The sequence below is a fragment of the Streptomyces lydicus genome (genome assembly GCF_000717345.1).
Classification (GTDB): domain Bacteria; phylum Actinomycetota; class Actinomycetes; order Streptomycetales; family Streptomycetaceae; genus Streptomyces; species Streptomyces lydicus.
The window spans coordinates 13,736-29,587 of the sequence record NZ_JNZA01000006.1 but is presented as its reverse complement, the minus strand read 5'-3'; the positions used below and the strand labels follow the sequence as shown (position 1 = coordinate 29,587).

The following is a 15,852-nucleotide window of genomic DNA, read 5'->3' as shown; positions in this document are numbered from 1 at the left end:
CGGCTTGCACCTGTGCGGGGCGCCGCAGCTCAGGTACTGTTGCGGTCCCAGTGGTGGACCGACCGAGGAGGTGAGACCGATTCCCCGCCAGATCAGGCAGGCGCTCCCGTCTCACGCCGGTGCGGTAGACCCGATGCAGGTGACCGTCCGGCACACGTGATCCGGGAAGCGCCCTCGGCGCCCCGAAAGGCTCACATGCCGTCACGTCCCAAGCCGTCGTCCCGGATGTCTTCTCCTCAGCTGTCGTCCCCCGCCTCACCCGTCCCCGCCCCGTACCGGCCCGGGGTCACTTCCGCTGCCCCCGCTTCCTCCCCCGCCTCACCTCCCACTCCCGCACCGTCAGCGCCGCTCCCCCTCTCCGCCCTCGTGAGCAGGTTGCGCGCGGCCGGCTGCGTCTTCGCCGAGGACGAGGCGGAGCTGCTCCTCACCACCGCGCGTACACCGGACGAGCTCGCCGCCATGGTGGAGCGGCGGATCGCCGGCCTGCCCCTGGAACACGTCCTCGGCTGGGCGGAGTTCCACGGGTTGCGGATCGCCGTGGATCCGGGGGTCTTCGTACCGCGCCGCCGCACCGAATTCCTCGTGGGCCAGGCCGTAGGTCTCGGCCGACGGGCCGGCCGCCCGCCCTCGCGGCCCGCGGTCGTCGTCGACCTGTGCTGCGGCTCCGGCGCGGTGGGTGCCGCACTGGCCACCGCAATGGGGCGGGTCGAGTTGTACGCGGCCGACATCGAGCCCGCCGCGGTGCGCTGCGCCCGCCGTAACATCGCCCCCCTGGGAGGGACGGTCTACGAAGGCGACCTGTTCGCCCCGCTGCCCACCGGGCTGCGCGGCCGTATCGACATCCTGGTGGCCAACGTCCCCTACGTACCGACCGAAGAGGTCGGGCTGCTGCCCCCGGAGGCGCGCGAGTACGAGCCGCTGGTGGCGCTCGACGGCGGCGCGGACGGGCTCGACGTACTGCGACGGGTCACCGCGGTGGCGGCACAGTGGCTGGCCCCCGGTGGTCATCTGCTGGTCGAGACGAGCGAACGGCAAGCGCCGCTGGCCGTGGAGGAGTTCACCCGTCGCGGACTGCTCCCCCAGGTGGCCGTCTCCGACGAGCTGTACGCGACGGTCGTCATCGGCACCCGGCCGCCGACAGCACCCCGACCGGAGGAGCCGAAGGGGGCAGAGAGAACCGCACGGCGCTCCGCCCGAGGAACCGCAGGGCGCTCCGCCCGTACGGCTCCCTCGCCCGCTCCGGGGACGGATCACACGACCGCGAGTCCCAGCCCGTAGTACGTCACCGTGTACTCGCCGACGTCCTGTGCCTCGCTTCCCAGCAGCAGGCCCTCCGGACCTGCGACCCCTTCCGCGCGGGCCGTCGCCACGACCGTCTCCGCCAACGCGCGGGCGGGCGGCTCCCCGGGGCCGCCCGCGTCCAAGCGCCACCGCGGATCGGAGGTGTCCGGCCAGGTGTCCCGGCTGCGGGGGTGCTCGGCGACGGTGCCCCAGCCGAACGAGGCCGCGTCGAGGTCGTCTTCCGCGTAGGAGGCGACCATCAGCCGGTCGTCGGCATCGATGTCGAACAGGCACGGCGCGCCGCCGTCCAGCCGGCCGTAGATCCGCATGACCTTGGCGATGCCGAGCGCGGCGCACTCGGCGGGCAGCGTGGCGAAGAAGGCGGTGAGCGCTTCGGTCGCAGTCTGCCAGCTCCGCGCCGTCCAGCGGCCGGGGAGGCTGAGACCGGTGTTGGCGGGGCACCTCCGGGTGCCGAGGAAGCCGCTGATTGCGTGCTCCTCACCGTGGCCGAGGCTCCACAGCCATGCCTCGAGCGGGGCGGTGGGCCCGAGGACGAGCTCCGGTCCGTGATGGCCGGCGCGCAGTTCGAGGGTGTCCTGGGCGCCCCGCCAGCGGAGGAACGGTGCGCCCCAGGCCGGCGTGGAGCCGTGGTAGGGCCCCAGGGTCCCGTAGGAGCCCATGCTCGACGGTTCGCCGAGGGCGTCGGCGAGTTCGTCCTTCGCCGCGCGGAAGGCGCGGGCCTGACTGGCGGCGTCCGGTGCGGCAGTGGCCACGGGCACCGCCAGTTCCAGGTACGCCTCCTTCTTGACGTACCGCTCCTCGGACGGGCCGACCGGGCGCAGCCTCAGGTCCCCGGCGGACGGGCCGCCGGCGGTGCGGTCCCGGCGGCCCAGCTGCTCGACGAGGGCGCGGGCGCCGTCCGCGCTCCAGCCGCCGGTCTCCGCGGCGCGGAGCCGCTGGGCGAGACCGGCCAGCGGTTCGCCCGTGAGGGGGGTGTGCGGATCGGCGTGCGGATCGGTATGGGGAACGGTCATGGGCGGGATTGTTTCCCATCCTCCCCGCCCGTGCCTGCCGCGGTTTCTCCGGTGCGGTGGACGGGGAACTCCCGCCGCACTGCCGGTCGTTCAGTCGGTGACGGAGGGTGTGGAGTCGGTGACCAAGCGGGTGGATCCGGTGACCGGCGGCGTGGGGAGGTGGTAGTCGAAGGTGTAGACGACGGACGGTTCGCCCTGCCTGGCGGTGTAGCTGCCGGTGCCGCCGAGGCCGGCCAGATCGCCGGTGCCCGATCCCGCGACGACCTCGAAGGTGCAGTGCACGGCACCTTCGGTGTCGAACCAGCCGCGTTCCTCGACGGCGAAGGCGCCCTCGCGCCCGTCGAGCCCGCCGGTGAGTACCTGCATACCGGTGAAGGTGCCGGTCTTGTCCGGGCGGTAGACGATGACGTACTCGCAGGTGGTGTGGGCGGCCGTGATACCGCCGGAGTATGCGTTGGTGACGGAGGCGCAGGCGAGGGTGGGGCTCGTCCCGTCCGGACTGACGGTGCGCTCCTCCCAGTTGGCGAAGGTGAAGTGGCCGGTGGTGCGTGTGGGCATGGCTGTCCTCTCGGTGAACTCTGCGATGAGCGGGCGCTTCCGTACGGGCTCCCGTACGGCGTGTGTGACCAGCCTGTGCGCCGTACCTGACATCTCCTGTCAGGTACGCGGGACAATGGCCACCATGCGTGCCGATCGGCTCCTCTCCCTGCTTCTGCTGCTTCAGAATCGCGGCCGGATGACCGCCCCCGAGCTCGCCGCCGAGCTGGAGGTGTCCGTCCGTACCGTCTACCGGGACATCGAGGCGCTCGGCGCGTCGGGCGTTCCGGTCCGTGCCGACCGCGGGCCGGCGGGCGGCTACTGCCTGATGGCCGGGTACCGCACGCGACTGACCGGCCTGACCGACGCCGAGGCCGGTTCGCTCTTCCTCTCCGGGATGCCGGGCCCGGCGCATGACCTGGGCCTCGGGGCGGTGCTGGCGTCCGCTCAGCTGAAGGTGCAGGCGGCCCTTCCCGCCGAACTGGCCGACCGCGCGGGGCTGGTACGGGACCGGTTCCATCTGGACGCACCGGCCTGGTTCCGGGACGCCGAGCCGGTTCCGTATCTGGCGGCCGTCGCCCGGGCGGTGTGGGAGCAGCGCGTGCTGCGCGTCCACTACCGGCGGTGGGGCGGCGAGGTGCACCGGGAGCTGCGTCCGCTCGGCATCGTCCTCAAGGGCGGCATCTGGTACGTGGTGGCGCTCGCGGACGAGACCGTGCGGACGTACCGGATCGCGCGGGTGCTGGCCGTGGAGGCCACCGGGGAAGACTTCGAGCGGCCGGCCGGTTTCGCCCTCGCCGCCTACTGGGAGGGGTCCTCGCAGCGTCTGGCGGCCGCGCTCCATCAGGACACCGCGCTGCTGCGGATCTCACCTCGTGCGCAGCGGCTGCTGCCCATGTACTTCGGCGCAGCGGGCACCCGGGCGCTCCAGGAGGCCGGGTCGCCGGACCCCGAGGGCTGGGTGGCGGTGGAGCTGCCGGTCGAGGGACCTGCCGTCGCGGTCGGCGATCTGCTCCGGCTGGGCGTCGAGGCGGAGGTGCTCGGGCCGCCCGCGTTGCGCGAGGCCGTGACCAGGGCGGTGGCCGAACTGGCACAGCGCTACGCGGCCGCGCCCTGACCCGTCCGGCGCGGCACCCGACAGGCACCCAGTACCCAGCACCCAGCCCCCGAGTCACACTTTTGCTAGCGCTTGCTTGCAATAGTTAGCACGAGGAGGCACCATCGATACATGGCATCACTCAACGTCGGCAATCTCGGCGAGTTCCTTCGGGAGCAGCGGCGCACCGCGCAGCTGAGCCTGCGGCAGCTCGCGGATGCCGCCGGGGTGTCGAACCCGTATCTCAGCCAGATCGAGCGCGGCTTGCGCAAGCCGAGCGCGGAGATCCTTCAGCAGCTCGCCAAGGCGCTGCGGATATCCGCGGAGACGCTCTACGTCCAGGCCGGGATCCTGGACGAGCGGCACGGGCTGGACGGGGCCGCGGTGCAGACCGCGATACTCACCGACCCGGCGCTGAACGAGAGGCAGAAGCAGGTCCTGCTGCAGATCTACGAGTCCTTCCGCAAGGAGAACGGGCTGGTCGGTGGCGGTGAGGACCGCACTGCGAGCGGGCATGAGAGCGAACCGGGCACCGTATCCGGACAACCCGGCACGGACTCCCCTGAGACAGAGGCCGACGGCGGCCCGCACGCCACCTGAGCAACCGATTCCGTTTCCAGGAGGAACAACGTCATGGCCATCAACCCCGATGACCTCCGCAAGGCTCTGACCGACGCGACCCCGCTGTACGCCCTGGCCGGCACCGTCGACCTGGCCGCCGAGAAGCTCGGCGAGGTGCCGCAGATCGTCGAGAAGATCCGGACCGAGGCGCCCAAGCGCTTCGAGTCCGTGCGCAGCACCGACCCCAAGGACGTCCAGGCGCTGGTCACCAAGCAGGCCAAGGACGCCCAGGAGAAGCTGGGCGAGCTGCTGGAGTCGCTCGACGGCGACTTCAAGAAGTTCCGCGACCAGGCGCAGGAGCTGGCGCTCCAGGGTGTCGGCCGGGTCGCCGAGACCGCGGTGCGCGCCCGTGAGGGCTACGAGGAGCTGGCCGAGCGCGGCCGGGGCGCGGTGGCGACCTGGCGCGGCGAGATGGCCGAGCGCACCGAGGACGTCGCGGTGGCGATCGAGCCGGATCCGGCGCCGAAGCCGGCGAGCAAGCCCACCCCGCGCACCGGTGCCGCCAACGGCGCGAAGACGCAGACCAAGTCCGCCCCCGTCACCCCGGCCAAGCCGGCCGCGGCGAAGAAGCCGGTCGCGCAGCGCAAGCCGGCGCCGGGCCCGGCGAAGAAGAGCACCCCGCCGTCCGCGAAGTGAGCCGGCTCACGGTTCGCTGAGGACATCGGATTCACCGGACGGGCCGGGCACACTTGACGTGCCCGGCCCGTTGTCCGGGTACGGTGGGCCGCACGAACGGCGGGCCGCCGTGGCGGACCGGAAACGACACGACTGACGAACGGGCGGTGGACGGCGGTGCTGATCTACGGGTTCCAGAACCTTCTGAGCTGGGCACAGCTCGTCCTGGGCATCTATGCCGCCGTGATGCTGATCGACGCGGCCGTGCGCCGCGAGGACGCCTACCGCGCCGCGAGCAAGCAGAGCAAGGGCATGTGGCTGATCTTCCTCGCCCTCGCCACCGCGCTGCTGTTCGTCCTTCCGATCATGTCGTTCCTGCCGGTCATCGGCGTGATCGCGGTGATCGTCTACACCGTCGACGTGCGGCCGGCGCTGCGCGAGGTCAGTGGCGGCGGGCGCGGCCCGCGGCGCGGCGGCGGCTCCAGCTCGGACGGGCCGTACGGGCCGTACAACGGCGGACGCTGAGCGCACCGGCCCCGCGGTCACGGCACTGCCGTCAGCGGCGGTCCAGCAGCAGGACGGCCACGTCGTCGGTCAGTTCGCCGCCGTTGAGGTCGCGCACCTCACGGACCGCGGCGTCCAGCAGTTCCTCGCCCCGCAGCCCCGCCGCCATCCGGCGGCCGACCAGCTCGGTCATCCCCTCCTGGCCCAGGCGCTGGTTGCCCTTGCCGATGCGGCCCTCTATCAGGCCGTCGGTGTACATCATCAGGCTCCAGGAAGCGCCCAGTTCGACCTGCCGGCGCGGCCAGCGGGCGTTCGGCAGCAGGCCGAGCGCCGGGCCGCCGAACTCGTAGGGCAGCAGCTGCGGGGGCAGTCCGGCGCGGGCCAGCAGCGGCGCGGGATGGCCGGCCAGCGACAGGCCGGCGCGGTGGCCGTCGGCGGAGATGTCGACGGTGCAAAGCGTCGCGAAGATCTCGTCGTCGGAGCGCTCGTGCTCCAGCACCTTCTGGAGGGTGGCCAGCAGCTCGTCGCCGGACAGCCCCGCGAAGGTCAGCGCGCGCCAGGCGATGCGCAGCTCGACGCCGAGGGCCGCCTCGTCCGGGCCGTGGCCGCAGACGTCGCCGATCATCGCGTGGACGGTGCCGTCCGGCGTGCGGACGGTGTCGTAGAAGTCGCCGCCGAGCAGGGCACGGCTGCGGCCGGGCCGGTAGCACGCGGCGAAGCGCAGGTCGGAGCCGTCGAGCAGCGGCGTGGGCAGCAGGCCGCGCTCCAGGCGGGCGTTCTCCTGGGCGAGCATCCGCGACTCGGTGAGCTGGCGCTGCGCGAGGTCGGCGCGCTTGCGCTCGACGGCGTAGCGGACCGCGCGGCTGAGGACGGCGCCGTCCAGCTCGTCACGGAAGAGGTAGTCCTGGGCGCCGACGCGGACGGCATCGGCGGCGCGCTCGGCGTCCGTCTCGTAGGTGAGGACGAGGACGGCGTGCGAGGGCGCCATCCGCAGGACCTTGCGCAGCATGCCCAGCTCGTCGCCGGTGCCGGTGCGCTCCGGGTCGCGGTCGGCCGGCTCGGCCGGGGACAGATCGAGCAGGATGCAGTGCACGTCGTCGGTGAGCAGCCGCTCGGCCTCGGTGAGGTTGCGGGCGGTGCGCAGCCGCACCTTGCGGCCCGCCCAGTCCCACATGTCGGGGACGTGGCTGTTGGGGTCCTCGCCGATGAGGAGCAGGGTCAGGCCCTGATTGGCGGGTCCGCGCTCGGCCGGAACCTGCTGCTCGCCGAGGAGCGGCTCGGTGGCCGGAACGTTTCGGCCGGCGGCGGCTTCCGGGGCGGGTGCGCTCCGGTCCGTCGCGACTCCCGCGCCCGGCGCGCCGGCGACCTGCGCGTCCGGCGCGTGGGCGTCGTCCACCGGTCCTGCCTGGTGCGGCAGTACGACCGTCCGCTGGTGCGGTACGGGTACGGGCATCGGTCTGCTTCCTTCCCTCCCCCCGAGGGGCGCGATGGGCGCCGACCGGCGCACCACCGTGCCCGGCTCGGCTCCGCTCGTCGGTCACAGGAGCGGGCCACACACCGGGCGCTGAAAGGCGACCATAGCGGGAGTGGGGAGGGGGAGGGAATGGCCGAAGGTAATCAGCCATTGTCATATGCCCAGGCCGGTAAGCCTTTTGACCTGGGGCGGGCGGAATGCGGAATGACGAACATCACCCCGCTTGGGTGCATTCAGCTACTCCACGACAACCCTCGGATAGCAAACAATCCGGTCATTCACCGTCCGAGTGAGCTGCGTCATCGTGCCCCGGGTCACCGTCGGGGCGGACCACACCGAGGATCGGCATGGAGCCGGCGCCGGTGATCGTCACCTGCCGGCCGGGCCGGGGGGCGTGCACGAGCGCGCCGTCGCCCAGATACATCCCGACGTGGCTGGCGTCCGAGAAGTAAATGATCAGGTCGCCGGGCCGCATGTCCTTGAGCGCGACGTGCGGCAGCTGCCGCCACTGCTCCTGCGAGGTCCGCGGAATCGTCCGTCCGGCGTGCTCCCAGGCCCGCAGGGTCAGCCCCGAGCAGTCGAAGGTGTCCGGCCCCTCGGCGCCCCACACGTAATCCTTGCCGAGCTGCGCGGTGGCGTAGGAAATCGCCTTCCGGCCGGCGGCCGACGCCTTGTTGCTGATGTCTTTGAGGATGCCCGAGTCGAGCCACTTCTGTTGCTGCTGGAAGGCCCGCTCGTCCTCCAGGTGCTGAAGCCGGGCCTTTTCCTTGGTGGCCAGCCGGGATTCCAGCTCCTTTGCCGCGTCGATCTTTTTCTTGATGTCCCGCTGGGCGCTTTCCTTCTTCTTGCGGTTCGCCTCCAGCCGCTCCCAGCGGTCCGTGGCGGAATCCGAATAACTCTCCAAGTCACCCTTGAGATTCGCAAGTTGGCTGATCACGCGCTTGGCGGCGAGCTGCCCCTTGCGGGCCAGGGTGGCATTGTCGAGAAAGCCCTCGGGGTCGGCGTTGAGCATCAGCTTCGCCTCGGCGGGCAGCCCGCCGCCGCGGTACTGGGCGCTGGCCAGCGCGCCCGCCTGCCGCTTGAGGGCGGCCAGCCGGCGCTGGGTGGCGTCGATGTTCCTGGCCAGCCGGACGATCTCCTTCTGCTGGAGTTCGACCTGTTCCTTGGCCGCGTTGTACGCCTCGGTCGCCTGCTCCGCCTTGCGGTAGAGGGCGTCGATCTTCTTGCGTACGTCGTCGAGGTGCCGGGCGTCGGAGTCGTCGCCGGGCGCGGAGCCGCCGCCCGGCCGGTCCGCGCCGTTCCTCGCGTCGGAAGGGGGCTCGGGGTCGTCGGCGTGAGCGGTACCCGCCGCGGTGCCGAGGAGCCCCGTCACGGACAGGACGACGGCGGTGCACGCCAGCAGCCGCCGGCCCCGTGCGCCGCGGGCCGTCCGGAGGCCGCGGCCGGCCCCTGCGCCGCGTTCGTACGCCTCGCCCCGTTCACCCCGCCCGACCGGTACAGGGTTTTCGCCCCCTTCGCCCGGTACCTCAGCCACGCCCTGAACGCCCCGCCCTGCCCCCTGGCGTCCCACCAGCCACCTCCGGTCGTTCCGCACCGATTTCGCGTGTTCCTCCGGCGCGGATGCTGCCATACCGGCCGGTAATTCAACAGGGCGACGGGCCGTTTGGCACGGGTGAGCGAACACTTCTTCGGCCGCACCCACCTGATGGCCGAGGTTCACCCTGCGTTCACTCTCCTCCATCGGCCGCTTCACCTGATCTGCCTAATTTCGGCCTCACCGAGTGCGCGCCACGCCCCCCTGGCAAGCGCGACACGGCTAGGACAGCCCTGGTCGGCACACCGCACCCCACGGCGGTCACCACTCACCTCACCACTCAGCACGCCGAGGATGCGGCGCGCCCCAGGAAGGAATTCCCGACAGTGAAGCTTCAGCGCAAGAACCGGGTTCGCGCCCTCGCCGTTGGCGCTCTCGCCGTCTCCGGTGCCCTGGCCCTGACGGCGTGCGGCTCCGACGACACCACCGCCGGCAGCGGTGGCAGCGGCTCCGCCAAGACCTCCAACATCAAGTGCGAGGGCAAGGGCAAGCTGCTCGCGTCCGGCTCGTCGGCGCAGAAGAACGCCATGGACGTCTGGGTGCAGAACTACTCGGGCGCCTGCAAGGACACCGAGATCAACTACCAGCCGACGGGTTCCGGCGCCGGCGTCACCACGTTCCTCCAGGGCCAGACCGCCTTCGCGGGTTCGGACTCGGCCCTGAAGCCCGACGAGGTCACCAAGTCCAAGCAGGTCTGCAAGGGCGGCCAGGCCGTCGACCTGCCGATGGTCGGCGGCCCGATCGCGGTCGGCTACAACGTCCCCGGCGTGGACAACCTCGTCCTGGACGCCCCGACCCTGGCGAAGATCTTCGACTCGAAGATCACCAAGTGGAACGACGCCGCGATCAAGAAGCTGAACCCGGACGCCAAGCTCCCGGACCTCAAGATCCAGGCGTTCCACCGCTCCGACGACTCGGGCACCACCGACAACTTCACCAAGTACCTCAAGGGCGCCGCCCCGGGTGACTGGAAGCACGAGCCGGCGAAGAAGTGGGAGGGCACCGGCGGCCAGGCAGCCTCCGGCTCGGCCGGCGTCTCCTCGCAGGTCAAGCAGACCAGCGGCGCGATCTCCTACTTCGAGCTGTCGTACGCGACCTCCGGCAAGATCCCCACCGTCAAGCTCAACACCGGTGCGAAGGCGCCGGTCGAGGCGACGGTCGACAATGCTTCCAAGGCCATCTCCGAGGCCAAGCAGGTCGGCAAGGGCAACGACCTTGCCCTGCAGCTCAACTACACCACCAAGGCCGAGGGCGCGTACCCGATCACCCTGGTGACCTACGAGATCGCCTGCGACAAGGGCAACAAGGCCGAGACCCTGCCCGCCACCAAGTCGTTCCTGACCTACATCTCCAGCAAGGACGGCCAGGCCGCACTGAAGGACCTGGGCTACGCCCCGCTGCCGACCGAGATCGCCGACAAGGTCCGCTCGACCGTCGCGACGCTCTCCTGACCCACCGGGCGGCGGCCCCCTTCCGGGCCGCCGCCCGTCCGGTGCACCGCCGCGCCAGGAGCCCTCACCGGCTCCGCAGACCGGAGAAACCATGACTCACTCCTCCTCGACAGCCGACCTTCCGCCCCTTCCACAGGACGACCGCTCGCCCGTGTCCGGCAAGGCGGTCCGTCCCGGCGACCGGATCTTCCTCGGGCTCTCCCGGGGCTCCGGCATCGCCCTTCTGGTGATCATGGCCGCCATCGCGGTCTTCCTCACCTACCGGTCCGTGCTCGCCATCTCCGGCGACAAGGCCAACTTCTTCACCACGCTCGACTGGAACGCCACCGGCACCGACCCGAAGTTCGGCATCGCGGTGCTCGCCTTCGGCACGGTCGTCAGCTCGGTGATCGCGATGCTCATCGCGGTCCCCGTCGCGGTCGGCATCGCGCTGTTCATCTCGCACTACGCGCCGCGCAAGCTGGCCTCCCCGCTCGGCTACGTCATCGACCTGCTCGCCGCGGTGCCCAGCATCATCTACGGCCTGTGGGGCGCGCTGTTCCTCGTCCCGCACCTGAGCGGGCTCTACGGCTGGCTGGACGACTACCTCGGCTGGACCGGGATCTTCAGCTACTCCCAGGGAGCGGCCCGCTCGCTGTTCACCGTCGGCATCCTGCTCGCGATCATGATCCTGCCGATCGTGACCAGCGTCAGCCGCGAGGTCTTCCTCCAGGTGCCGAGGATGCACGAGGAGGCCGCGCTCGCGCTCGGCGCCACCCGCTGGGAGGTCATCCGGATGTCGGTGCTGCCCTTCGGCCGCTCCGGCGTCATCAGCGCGTCCATGCTGGGCCTGGGCCGCGCGCTCGGCGAGACGATGGCCGTCGCCACGGTCCTGTCGCCGAGCTTCCTGATCAACGCCAGTCTGCTGGACCCGGGCGGCGGCACGTTCGCCCAGAACATCGCCAGCAAGTTCAGCGAGGCCGACCAGTTCGGCCAGGACGCCCTGATCGCCTCCGGTCTCGTCCTCTTCGTGATCACGCTGCTCGTCAACGGCGCGGCCCGCCTGATCATCGCCCGTCGCAAGGAGTACTCGGGAGCCGCAGCATGAGTGAGCGAAGCGAACGAATCATCGAAAGGTGCGCGGCTCGCGCATGCGACACCTCGCGCAGCGAGGTGACGGCATGAGCGTCATGACGGACCGCCGACCGGTCGCCGACGGCGGCAACCCGCTTCCGGTCTCCCTCAAGCAGGCACGACTGCCCCGCTGGGCCACCCCGGCCCTCGCGCTGGTCGCGGCCGGCGCCGGCTGCGGCATCGGGCTGGGCGCCGGCCTGGACAGCACCGTCCAGTGGGGCCTGATCGCCGCCCTGCTCTTCATCCTCGGCACGTTCGCGCTGGCCGCGGGCGTCGAGGGCGCCCGGCAGGCCAAGGACCGGCTGGCCACCTGCCTGGTCTGGGTCTGCTTCCTGCTCGCCGTCGTACCGCTGGCCTCCCTGCTGTGGGAGACCGTCGCCCGCGGCAGCAAGGTCCTCGACGGCTACTTCCTGTCGCACTCGATGGGCACCCTGCCGGACGCGATGCCCGGCGGCGGCATCTACCACGCGATCATCGGCACCCTGGAGCAGGTCGGCCTGGCCGCCCTGATCGCCGCGCCGGTCGGTCTGCTCACCGCGATCTACCTCGTCGAGTACGGCCGCGGCCGGCTCGCGAAGGCGGTCACCTTCTTCGTCGACGTGATGACCGGCATCCCGTCGATCGTGGCCGGCCTGTTCGTGCTGTCCGTGTGGATCCTGATCCTCGGCTTCGGCCCGTCCGGCTTCGCCGGCTCGATGGCCCTGGCGATCCTGATGATGCCGGTCGTGGTCCGCTCCACCGAGGAGATGCTCAAGCTCGTCCCGAACGAGCTGCGCGAGGCGTCGCTGGCGCTGGGCGTCCCCAAGTGGCGCACCATCCTCAAGGTCGTCCTGCCGACGTCGATCGGCGGCATCACCACCGGCGTGATGCTCGCCATCGCCCGGATCACCGGTGAGACCGCCCCGGTGCTGCTCCTGGTGTGGGGCGCGAAGACGATCAACAACAACCCCTTCGAAGACGCCCAGCAGTCACTGCCGCTCTACGTGTTCCAGCAGTGGCAGCAGGGTTCCGATGCCTCCTACGACCGCGCATGGGCCGCGGCACTGGTCCTCATCGCCTTCGTCATGATCCTCAACCTGGTGGCCCGCGGCATCGCCCGCTGGAAGGCCCCCAAGACCAACCGCTGACCGAGCGTCCGCACAGAGAGAAGCAGTGATCCCATGGCCAAGCGAATCGACGTCAGCGGCCTCTCCGCCTACTACGGCAGCCACAAGGCCATCGACGACATCTCGATGACGGTCGAGCCGCGCTCGGTGACGGCCTTCATCGGCCCGTCCGGCTGCGGCAAGTCCACCTTCCTGCGCACCCTGAACCGCATGCACGAGGTCACCCCCGGCGGCCGCGTCGAGGGCAAGGTGATGCTGGACGCCGAGAACCTCTACGGCTCCGGTGTCGACCCGGTGGCGGTCCGCCGCACCGTCGGCATGGTCTTCCAGCGCCCCAACCCGTTCCCCACCATGTCGATCTTCGACAACGTCGCCGCCGGGCTGCGGCTGAACGGCTCGTACAAGAAGACCGAGCTCAAGGACATCGTCGAGAAGTCCCTCAAGGGCGCCAACCTCTGGAACGAGGTCAAGGACCGGCTGAACAAGCCCGGCTCCGGCCTCTCCGGCGGCCAGCAGCAGCGGCTGTGCATAGCCCGCGCCATCGCGGTCGAGCCGCAGGTGCTGCTGATGGACGAGCCCTGCTCGGCGCTCGACCCGATCTCCACCCTCGCCATCGAGGACCTGATCGGTGAGCTGAAGGAGCGCTTCACGATCGTCATCGTGACGCACAACATGCAGCAGGCCGCCCGCGTTTCGGACCGTACGGCGTTCTTCAACCTCGCGGCCGTCGGGCAGCCCGGCAAGCTGATCGAGATCGACGAGACCGAGCGGATCTTCTCCAACCCGTCGGTCCAGGCCACCGAGGACTACATCTCCGGCCGCTTCGGCTAGGCCCTGCCCGGCCGACGCCCCTCAAGCGTCCTGCGGTGCTGCATGGCGGTGCCACCGCACGACGAAGGGCCCGCCCCTCCTTCCCGGGGGGCGGGCCCACTGCGTTGTCGCGCGGATCAGCCGAAGGCCAGCGCGATGAGCGAGTACGCGAGCGCCGCGACCAGCGCCGCCGCCGGCATGGTGATGAACCAGCCCATCACGATGTTCTTGGCGACGCCCCAGCGCACCGCGCGCGGGCGCTTGGTCGAGCCGACGCCCATGATCGCGGAGGTGATGACGTGGGTGGTGGAGATCGGGGCCTGGAACATGAACGACGCGGTGTACATGACCGAGGCGGCCGTGGTCTCCGCGGCGAAGCCCTGCGGCGGGTCCAGCTCGATGATCCGCCGGCCCAGGGTGCGCATGATGCGCCAGCCGCCCGCGTACGTACCCAGCGAGAGGGTGAGCGCACAGGCCAGCTTGACCCAGATCGGGATGGCCGCGTTCGGGTCCTCGACGTCGGCGATGACCAGAGCCATCACGACCACGCCCATGGTCTTCTGGGCGTCCTGCAGACCGTGGCCGAGGGCCATGCCCGCGGCCGAGACGGTCTGGGCTATGCGGAAGCCCCGCTTGGCCTTGTGCGGGTTCGACTTACGGAAGAGCCACAGGATGAGGACCATCACCAGGTAGCCGAGCACCAGGCCGACGACCGGCGAGATGAACATCGGCAGAACGACCTTCTCGACCACGCCGGACCAGATGACCGTCGTGCCGCCGGCGAGGGCCGCACCGACCATCCCGCCGAACAGCGCGTGCGAGGACGACGAGGGCAGCCCGAAGTACCAGGTGACGAGGTTCCAGACGACCGCGCCGAGCAGCGCCGCGAAGAGGATGCCCATCCCCTTGTCGCCCTGCGGCGTGGCGATCAGCCCCTCGCTGACCGTCTTGGCGACCCCGGAGCCGAGGAAGGCACCCGCGAGGTTCATCACGGCGGCCATCGCCAGTGCGGCCCGCGGGGTCAGCGCCCGGGTCGAGACCGAGGTGGCGATCGCGTTGGCGGAGTCGTGGAAGCCGTTGGTATAGGTGAAACCGAGCGCGACCGCAATGGTCACGACGAGCGCGAAGGTGTCCATGGCCGGCGCTCAGGACTCCTTGACCGCGATGGTCTCGACCGTGTTGGCGACGTGCTCGAACGCGTCCGCCGCCTCTTCCAGGATGTCCACGATCTGCTTCAGCTTCAGCACCTCGATGGCGTCGTACTTGCCGTTGAAGAGGTGCGCGAGCAGCTTGCGGTGGATCTGGTCGGCCTGGTTCTCCAGGCGGTTGACCTCGATCCAGTACTCGGTGAGGTTGGACATCGTGCGGAGGTTGGGCATCGCCTCGGCGGTCAGCTCCGCCGCCCGCGCCAGCACCTCGATCTGCTGGTCGACGCCCTTGGGCAGCTCCTCGACCTTGTAGAGGACGACCAGATCGACGGCCTCCTCCATGAAGTCCATGATGTCGTCGAGCGACGAGGCGAGGTTGTAGATGTCCTCGCGGTCGAACGGCGTGATGAACGACGAGTTCAGCTGGTGGAAGATCGCGTGCGTCGCGTCATCTCCCGCGTGCTCCGCCGCGCGCATCCGTTCGGCGATCTCGGCCCGTGCGGAGGCGTCCGCCCCGAGCAGTTCCATCAGGAGCTTCGAGCCCGTGACGATGTTGTCCGCGGACGCGGCGAACATGTCGTAGAAGCTCGTCTCCCTGGGGGTCAGACGAAAGCGCACGTGAAATCCTCGGGGTGCATCGGATTCGGTCGAGTTGATGCTAGGCGCATCATCCAGCCACAGCTAACCGGCATTCCCTCAGTGTCGCCCATCGGGCAGCATGCTCTGCACGGGGTACCGCAGGTGCCCGCAAAGTTCGGTACCATATACCCACCAGGGGTATATAGATCGCCTAAATACCACGGGAGACGGCCATGACGACCACGGACGCCGACGCCAACGGCAGCCCCCGGGCCGCCGCCGCCCACCCCGCCCCGCAGCCCGCGGACGCCCCCCTCACCGAGGACCGGACCGTGACCGACGCCGCAGAGATTGCCCCGTCGCACGGCGTCCACGGCTACGCACAGCAGAAGGACGCACACCTCAAGCGACTGCGCCGCATCGAGGGCCAGATCCGCGGACTCCAGCGGATGCTCGAAGAGGACGTCTACTGCATCGACATACTCACCCAGGTCTCGGCCAGCACAAAGGGCCTGCAGTCCTTCGGTCTGCAGCTCCTGGAGGAACACCTGCGGCACTGCGTCGCCGACGCGGCCGTCAAGGGCCCCGAGGCGATCGACGCCAAGGTCCAGGAGGCGACCAAGGCGATCGAGCGGATGCTGCGCACCTGACGACGGCTACGCCGGTTCGCCCGCCGGGTCCCGCTGCTCCCCCTCCACGTCCAGCACCTCGTCGATACGGTCCGGGGTGAGCCGATCCTCGCTCGCGGCCGCCGCCGCGATCATCAGCTCACCGGTCAGGTCGATCTCGACGAGGGCCACGTGATCCTGCACGGTCGTATGACGGTGTCCGGCCACGTGCCGCACCTCCTCCTTCGAGCGCCTTCCCACGCCTGGGGCGGTTACCGCCC

17 protein-coding genes are annotated in these 15,852 nt (G+C 70.5%); 10 read left to right on the top strand and 7 right to left on the bottom strand.

The window, feature by feature from the left end; all coding sequences use genetic code 11:
- Positions 1 to 366: 366 nt before the first annotated feature.
- Positions 367 to 1,278 carry a putative protein N(5)-glutamine methyltransferase gene (locus tag OO62_RS06595; RefSeq protein ID WP_398741927.1) on the top strand — a complete coding sequence of 304 codons (912 nt, stop codon included), beginning with the start codon at positions 367 to 369 and terminating at the stop codon, positions 1,276 to 1,278.
- Here the strand turns inward: OO62_RS06595 and OO62_RS06590 are convergent.
- Both OO62_RS06590 and OO62_RS06585 read right to left on the bottom strand, forming a co-directional pair.
- Positions 1,251 to 2,315 carry a hypothetical protein gene (locus tag OO62_RS06590; protein ID WP_033266290.1) on the bottom strand — a complete coding sequence of 355 codons (1,065 nt, stop codon included), beginning with the start codon at positions 2,313 to 2,315 and terminating at the stop codon, positions 1,251 to 1,253. The genes OO62_RS06595 and OO62_RS06590 overlap by 28 nt on opposite strands.
- 90 nt (positions 2,316 to 2,405) lie before the next feature.
- Positions 2,406 to 2,873, bottom strand: coding sequence for a DUF3224 domain-containing protein (locus tag OO62_RS06585; protein WP_063738979.1), 468 nt, complete (start codon positions 2,871 to 2,873; stop codon positions 2,406 to 2,408).
- 124 nt (positions 2,874 to 2,997) lie between these two features.
- Here OO62_RS06585 and OO62_RS06580 point away from each other — a divergent pair, with 124 nt between their 5' ends.
- The 4 genes from OO62_RS06580 to OO62_RS06565 all read left to right on the top strand — a co-directional run bounded on the left by OO62_RS06580 (position 2,998) and on the right by OO62_RS06565 (position 5,709).
- On the top strand, positions 2,998 to 3,969 hold the full coding sequence (locus OO62_RS06580; protein WP_206738425.1) for a helix-turn-helix transcriptional regulator: 972 nt from the start codon (positions 2,998 to 3,000) through the stop codon (positions 3,967 to 3,969).
- Between the two features lie 111 nt (positions 3,970 to 4,080).
- Positions 4,081 to 4,548 carry a helix-turn-helix domain-containing protein gene (locus OO62_RS06575; protein ID WP_033266288.1) on the top strand — a complete coding sequence of 156 codons (468 nt, stop codon included), beginning with the start codon at positions 4,081 to 4,083 and terminating at the stop codon, positions 4,546 to 4,548.
- A gap of 33 nt (positions 4,549 to 4,581) precedes the next feature.
- Positions 4,582 to 5,205 (top strand): hypothetical protein, encoded by a 624-nt coding sequence (locus OO62_RS06570; protein ID WP_033266287.1) that lies wholly within the window; start codon positions 4,582 to 4,584, stop codon positions 5,203 to 5,205.
- Positions 5,206 to 5,361: 156 nt separating this feature from the next.
- Complete coding sequence (locus OO62_RS06565; RefSeq protein ID WP_033266286.1) at positions 5,362 to 5,709, top strand: DUF2516 family protein; 348 nt, start codon at positions 5,362 to 5,364, stop codon at positions 5,707 to 5,709.
- 31 nt (positions 5,710 to 5,740) lie between these two features.
- Here OO62_RS06565 and OO62_RS06560 read toward each other — a convergent pair whose 3' ends face one another.
- Positions 5,741 to 7,141 carry a PP2C family protein-serine/threonine phosphatase gene (locus tag OO62_RS06560; RefSeq protein WP_033266285.1) on the bottom strand — a complete coding sequence of 467 codons (1,401 nt, stop codon included), beginning with the start codon at positions 7,139 to 7,141 and terminating at the stop codon, positions 5,741 to 5,743.
- A gap of 295 nt (positions 7,142 to 7,436) precedes the next feature.
- Positions 7,437 to 8,561 carry a C40 family peptidase gene (locus tag OO62_RS06555; protein WP_033266425.1) on the bottom strand — a complete coding sequence of 375 codons (1,125 nt, stop codon included), beginning with the start codon at positions 8,559 to 8,561 and terminating at the stop codon, positions 7,437 to 7,439.
- A 521-nt stretch (positions 8,562 to 9,082) separates the two neighbouring features.
- Here OO62_RS06555 and pstS point away from each other — a divergent pair.
- The 4 genes from pstS (at position 9,083) to pstB (ending at position 13,257) form a co-directional block, all read left to right on the top strand.
- Positions 9,083 to 10,207 carry a phosphate ABC transporter substrate-binding protein PstS gene (gene pstS, locus OO62_RS06550; protein WP_033266284.1) on the top strand — a complete coding sequence of 375 codons (1,125 nt, stop codon included), beginning with the start codon at positions 9,083 to 9,085 and terminating at the stop codon, positions 10,205 to 10,207.
- 91 nt (positions 10,208 to 10,298) lie between these two features.
- Entirely contained in the window at positions 10,299 to 11,294 is a 996-nt protein-coding gene (pstC, locus tag OO62_RS06545) for a phosphate ABC transporter permease subunit PstC (RefSeq protein ID WP_033266283.1), read from the top strand.
- A 73-nt stretch (positions 11,295 to 11,367) separates the two neighbouring features.
- On the top strand, positions 11,368 to 12,447 hold the full coding sequence (gene pstA / locus OO62_RS06540; protein WP_033266282.1) for a phosphate ABC transporter permease PstA: 1,080 nt from the start codon (positions 11,368 to 11,370) through the stop codon (positions 12,445 to 12,447).
- Positions 12,448 to 12,480: 33 nt separating this feature from the next.
- Positions 12,481 to 13,257: a phosphate ABC transporter ATP-binding protein PstB gene (pstB, locus tag OO62_RS06535; RefSeq protein ID WP_033266281.1), complete on the top strand. Its 777-nt coding sequence runs from the start codon at positions 12,481 to 12,483 to the stop codon at positions 13,255 to 13,257.
- Positions 13,258 to 13,373: 116 nt separating this feature from the next.
- Here pstB and OO62_RS06530 read toward each other — a convergent pair whose 3' ends face one another.
- Together OO62_RS06530 and OO62_RS06525 are read right to left on the bottom strand one after the other, a co-directional pair.
- On the bottom strand, positions 13,374 to 14,372 hold the full coding sequence (locus OO62_RS06530; RefSeq protein ID WP_033266280.1) for an inorganic phosphate transporter: 999 nt from the start codon (positions 14,370 to 14,372) through the stop codon (positions 13,374 to 13,376).
- A gap of 9 nt (positions 14,373 to 14,381) precedes the next feature.
- Positions 14,382 to 15,002 carry a DUF47 domain-containing protein gene (locus tag OO62_RS06525; RefSeq protein ID WP_006603963.1) on the bottom strand — a complete coding sequence of 207 codons (621 nt, stop codon included), beginning with the start codon at positions 15,000 to 15,002 and terminating at the stop codon, positions 14,382 to 14,384.
- 194 nt (positions 15,003 to 15,196) lie between these two features.
- Between OO62_RS06525 and OO62_RS06520 the strand changes: the two genes are divergently transcribed.
- The gene (locus OO62_RS06520) at positions 15,197 to 15,613 is read left to right on the top strand and encodes a metal-sensitive transcriptional regulator (RefSeq protein WP_033266279.1); all 417 of its coding nucleotides are present in this window, start codon (positions 15,197 to 15,199) and stop codon (positions 15,611 to 15,613) included.
- A gap of 6 nt (positions 15,614 to 15,619) precedes the next feature.
- Here the strand turns inward: OO62_RS06520 and OO62_RS06515 are convergent, their stop codons facing one another.
- Positions 15,620 to 15,808: a hypothetical protein gene (locus tag OO62_RS06515; RefSeq protein ID WP_077193167.1), complete on the bottom strand. Its 189-nt coding sequence runs from the start codon at positions 15,806 to 15,808 to the stop codon at positions 15,620 to 15,622.
- Positions 15,809 to 15,852 lie beyond the last annotated feature (44 nt).